This is a genomic window from Vibrio sp. R10-SG3-ISO10 (assembly GCF_059834185.1).
This window is the reverse complement of the sequence record NZ_JCBDHG010000019.1, coordinates 1-5,444: the sequence shown is the minus strand read 5'-3', so window position 1 is coordinate 5,444 and position 5,444 is coordinate 1. Positions and strand designations below refer to the sequence as shown.

Annotated in this window: 2 tRNA genes and 3 rRNA genes; all 5 read left to right on the top strand. The window is 50.5% G+C overall.

What is annotated here, in order from left to right:
• The first annotated feature begins 161 nt into the window (after window positions 1-161).
• The 5 genes from AC6R16_RS10020 to rrf all read left to right on the top strand — a co-directional run bounded on the left by AC6R16_RS10020 (window position 162) and on the right by rrf (window position 5,353).
• Window positions 162-1,714: ribosomal RNA gene (locus AC6R16_RS10020) — 16S ribosomal RNA — on the top strand.
• A 67-nt stretch (window positions 1,715-1,781) separates the two neighbouring features.
• Window positions 1,782-1,858 (top strand) — tRNA-Ile (locus AC6R16_RS10015).
• 43 nt (window positions 1,859-1,901) lie between these two features.
• Window positions 1,902-1,977: transfer RNA gene (locus AC6R16_RS10010), tRNA-Ala, on the top strand.
• A 278-nt stretch (window positions 1,978-2,255) separates the two neighbouring features.
• Window positions 2,256-5,145: ribosomal RNA gene (locus tag AC6R16_RS10005) — 23S ribosomal RNA — on the top strand.
• Window positions 5,146-5,237: 92 nt separating this feature from the next.
• Window positions 5,238-5,353, top strand: a 5S ribosomal RNA gene (rrf, locus tag AC6R16_RS10000).
• The 16S, 23S and 5S rRNA genes sit together here with 2 tRNA genes alongside, the layout of an rRNA operon.
• Window positions 5,354-5,444: the final 91 nt, after the last annotated feature.

The following is a 5,444-nucleotide window of genomic DNA, read 5'->3' as shown; positions in this document are numbered from 1 at the left end:
TCAATCTGTGTGGGCACTCGTTGATGATAATCCAAATAGATACTTCGGTATCAATTTAGGTTTCAATGATACGAAGTGACCATTGAATCTTCGGATTCAGCACAGTCAATTCAAACATTACTTTATGTAATGTTCAGTATTCATTGAGCCGACAAAATCTTAAATTGAAGAGTTTGATCATGGCTCAGATTGAACGCTGGCGGCAGGCCTAACACATGCAAGTCGAGCGGAAACGAGTTAACTGAACCTTCGGGGAACGTTAACGGCGTCGAGCGGCGGACGGGTGAGTAATGCCTGGGAAATTGCCCTGATGTGGGGGATAACCATTGGAAACGATGGCTAATACCGCATAATAGCTTCGGCTCAAAGAGGGGGACCTTCGGGCCTCTCGCGTCAGGATATGCCCAGGTGGGATTAGCTAGTTGGTGAGGTAAGGGCTCACCAAGGCGACGATCCCTAGCTGGTCTGAGAGGATGATCAGCCACACTGGAACTGAGACACGGTCCAGACTCCTACGGGAGGCAGCAGTGGGGAATATTGCACAATGGGCGCAAGCCTGATGCAGCCATGCCGCGTGTATGAAGAAGGCCTTCGGGTTGTAAAGTACTTTCAGCAGTGAGGAAGGTTCATGCGTTAATAGCGTATGGATTTGACGTTAGCTGCAGAAGAAGCACCGGCTAACTCCGTGCCAGCAGCCGCGGTAATACGGAGGGTGCGAGCGTTAATCGGAATTACTGGGCGTAAAGCGCATGCAGGTGGTTTGTTAAGTCAGATGTGAAAGCCCGGGGCTCAACCTCGGAATTGCATTTGAAACTGGCAGACTAGAGTACTGTAGAGGGGGGTAGAATTTCAGGTGTAGCGGTGAAATGCGTAGAGATCTGAAGGAATACCGGTGGCGAAGGCGGCCCCCTGGACAGATACTGACACTCAGATGCGAAAGCGTGGGGAGCAAACAGGATTAGATACCCTGGTAGTCCACGCCGTAAACGATGTCTACTTGGAGGTTGTGGCCTTGAGCCGTGGCTTTCGGAGCTAACGCGTTAAGTAGACCGCCTGGGGAGTACGGTCGCAAGATTAAAACTCAAATGAATTGACGGGGGCCCGCACAAGCGGTGGAGCATGTGGTTTAATTCGATGCAACGCGAAGAACCTTACCTACTCTTGACATCCAGAGAACTTTCCAGAGATGGATTGGTGCCTTCGGGAACTCTGAGACAGGTGCTGCATGGCTGTCGTCAGCTCGTGTTGTGAAATGTTGGGTTAAGTCCCGCAACGAGCGCAACCCTTATCCTTGTTTGCCAGCGAGTAATGTCGGGAACTCCAGGGAGACTGCCGGTGATAAACCGGAGGAAGGTGGGGACGACGTCAAGTCATCATGGCCCTTACGAGTAGGGCTACACACGTGCTACAATGGCGCATACAGAGGGCGGCCAACTTGCGAAAGTGAGCGAATCCCAAAAAGTGCGTCGTAGTCCGGATCGGAGTCTGCAACTCGACTCCGTGAAGTCGGAATCGCTAGTAATCGTGGATCAGAATGCCACGGTGAATACGTTCCCGGGCCTTGTACACACCGCCCGTCACACCATGGGAGTGGGCTGCAAAAGAAGTGGGTAGTTTAACCTTCGGGAGGACGCTCACCACTTTGTGGTTCATGACTGGGGTGAAGTCGTAACAAGGTAGCCCTAGGGGAACCTGGGGCTGGATCACCTCCTTATACGATGATTACTCGCGATGAGTGTCCACACAGATTGATATGTTTATACACGTTAAGAGACGATACTGGGTCTGTAGCTCAGGTGGTTAGAGCGTTCGCCTGATAAGCGAGAGGTCGGTGGTTCAAGTCCACTCAGACCCACCAATCTTCCTCCCAGAAGAATTGGCACACAGTATCAACACCTGATGGGGCTATAGCTCAGCTGGGAGAGCGCCTGCCTTGCACGCAGGAGGTCAGCAGTTCGATCCTGCTTAGCTCCACCATCTTTAAGCGCATTTGCGTAAGTGTTCTTAAAAATGGTTTTCATCAGAAAATCTAGCTCTTTAACAATTTGGAAAGCTGACGAATAACAACAATCCCCATCTCTTTGAGATGCGTTGTTATTCAATTAAAAGTTCTCAAATCCTAGTGACTTAGTCATTAGGTACCAACACACATTCAAGTGTTCTTGGAAATTTGAGTCCGGCAAAATCGTGTCTGCACATGTATAAAAATGCAGACAACTTTGGTTGTTTAAACAGAAGACCCTTTGGGGTTGTATGGTTAAGTGACTAAGCGTACACGGTGGATGCCTTGGCAGTCAGAGGCGATGAAAGACGTAGTAACTTGCGATAAGCCCAGATTAGGTAGTAACAACCATTTGAGTCTGGGATTTCTGAATGGGGAAACCCAATTGCATAAGCAATTACTGTTAACTGAATACATAGGTTAACAGGGCGAACTCGGGGAACTGAAACATCTAAGTACCCGAAGGAAAAGAAATCAACCGAGATTCCGAAAGTAGCGGCGAGCGAAATTGGACTAGCCCTTAAGCTTTTAATGAGACAGGTGAATGAGCTGGAAAGCTCAGCGATACAGGGTGATAGCCCCGTAACCGACATCTCATCATCAGTGAAATCGAGTAGGGCGGGACACGTGATATCCTGTCTGAATATGGGGGGACCATCCTCCAAGGCTAAATACTACTGACTGACCGATAGTGAACCAGTACCGTGAGGGAAAGGCGAAAAGAACCCCTGTGAGGGGAGTGAAATAGAACCTGAAACCGTGTACGTACAAGCAGTAGGAGCACCTTCGTGGTGTGACTGCGTACCTTTTGTATAATGGGTCAGCGACTTATATTCAGTAGCAAGGTTAACCATCTAGGGGAGCCGTAGAGAAATCGAGTCTTAACTGGGCGTCGAGTTGCTGGATATAGACCCGAAACCAGGTGATCTAGCCATGGGCAGGTTGAAGGTTGAGTAACATCAACTGGAGGACCGAACCGACTAATGTTGAAAAATTAGCGGATGACTTGTGGCTAGGGGTGAAAGGCCAATCAAACCTGGAGATAGCTGGTTCTCCCCGAAATCTATTTAGGTAGAGCCTCGGACGAATACTACTGGGGGTAGAGCACTGTTAAGGCTAGGGGGTCATCCCGACTTACCAACCCTTTGCAAACTCCGAATACCAGTAAGTACTATCCGGGAGACACACGGCGGGTGCTAACGTCCGTCGTGGAGAGGGAAACAACCCAGACCGCCAGCTAAGGTCCCAAATTATAGCTAAGTGGGAAACGATGTGGGAAGGCTTAGACAGCTAGGATGTTGGCTTAGAAGCAGCCATCATTTAAAGAAAGCGTAATAGCTCACTAGTCGAGTCGGCCTGCGCGGAAGATGTAACGGGGCTAAGCTATAAACCGAAGCTGCGGCAATGCAATTTATTGTATTGGGTAGGGGAGCGTTCTGTAAGCCGTTGAAGGTGGATTGTAAAGTCTGCTGGAGGTATCAGAAGTGCGAATGCTGACATGAGTAACGATAAAGGGGGTGAAAAACCTCCTCGCCGGAAGACCAAGGGTTCCTGTCCAACGTTAATCGGGGCAGGGTAAGTCGACCCCTAAGGCGAGGCCGAAAGGCGTAGTCGATGGGAAACGGGTTAATATTCCCGTACTTCTTACAATTGCGATGGGGGGACGGAGAAGGCTAGGTGGGCCTGGCGACGGTTGTCCAGGTTCAAGTGCGTAGGCTTGAGAGTTAGGTAAATCCGGCTCTCTTTAAGGCTGAGACACGATGTCGAGCTACTACGGTAGTGAAGTCATTGATGCCATGCTTCCAGGAAAAGCCTCTAAGCTTCAGATTGTAAGGAATCGTACCCCAAACCGACACAGGTGGTCGGGTAGAGAATACCAAGGCGCTTGAGAGAACTCGGGTGAAGGAACTAGGCAAAATGGTACCGTAACTTCGGGAGAAGGTACGCTCTTGACGGTGAAGTCCCTTGCGGATGGAGCTATTGAGAGTCGCAGATACCAGGTGGCTGCAACTGTTTATTAAAAACACAGCACTGTGCAAAATCGTAAGATGACGTATACGGTGTGACGCCTGCCCGGTGCCGGAAGGTTAATTGATGGGGTTAGACGTAAGTCGAAGCTCTTGATCGAAGCCCCGGTAAACGGCGGCCGTAACTATAACGGTCCTAAGGTAGCGAAATTCCTTGTCGGGTAAGTTCCGACCTGCACGAATGGCGTAATGATGGCCACGCTGTCTCCACCCGAGACTCAGTGAAATTGAAATCGCTGTGAAGATGCAGTGTACCCGCGGCTAGACGGAAAGACCCCGTGAACCTTTACTACAGCTTGGCACTGAACATTGACCCTACATGTGTAGGATAGGTGGGAGGCTTTGAAACCGGTACGCCAGTATCGGTGGAGCCGTCCTTGAAATACCACCCTTGTAGTGTTGATGTTCTAACTTAGACCCGTTATCCGGGTTGAGGACAGTGCCTGGTGGGTAGTTTGACTGGGGCGGTCTCCTCCCAAAGAGTAACGGAGGAGCACGAAGGTGGGCTAATCACGGTTGGACATCGTGAGGTTAGTGCAATGGCATAAGCCCGCTTGACTGCGAGAATGACAATTCGAGCAGGTGCGAAAGCAGGTCATAGTGATCCGGTGGTTCTGTATGGAAGGGCCATCGCTCAACGGATAAAAGGTACTCCGGGGATAACAGGCTGATACCGCCCAAGAGTTCATATCGACGGCGGTGTTTGGCACCTCGATGTCGGCTCATCACATCCTGGGGCTGAAGTCGGTCCCAAGGGTATGGCTGTTCGCCATTTAAAGTGGTACGCGAGCTGGGTTTAGAACGTCGTGAGACAGTTCGGTCCCTATCTGCCGTGGGCGTTGGAAGATTGAAGGGGGCTGCTCCTAGTACGAGAGGACCGGAGTGGACGAACCTCTGGTGTTCGGGTTGTGTCGCCAGACGCATTGCCCGGTAGCTAAGTTCGGAATCGATAACCGCTGAAAGCATCTAAGCGGGAAGCGAGCCCTGAGATGAGTCTTCCCTGACCCCTTGAGGGTCCTAAAGGGTTGTTCGAGACTAGAACGTTGATAGGCAGGGTGTGTAAGCGTTGTGAGGCGTTGAGCTAACCTGTACTAATTGCCCGTGAGGCTTAACCATACAACACCCAAAGGGTTTTGATGGACTCAAAGCAAGAACAGATTTGAATGTGTATGAGAACACAATAACAGCTTTCCGAATTAAAGAATTTGCTTGGCGACCATAGCGATTTGGACCCACCTGATTCCATGCCGAACTCAGAAGTGAAACGAATTAGCGCCGATGGTAGTGTGGGGCTTCCCCATGTGAGAGTAGGACATCGCCAGGCTTTAAATTTAGACTTTAGGTCTAACCAGTGCGGAGCGGTAGTTCAGTTGGTTAGAATACCGGCCTGTCACGCCGGGGGTCGCGGGTTCGAG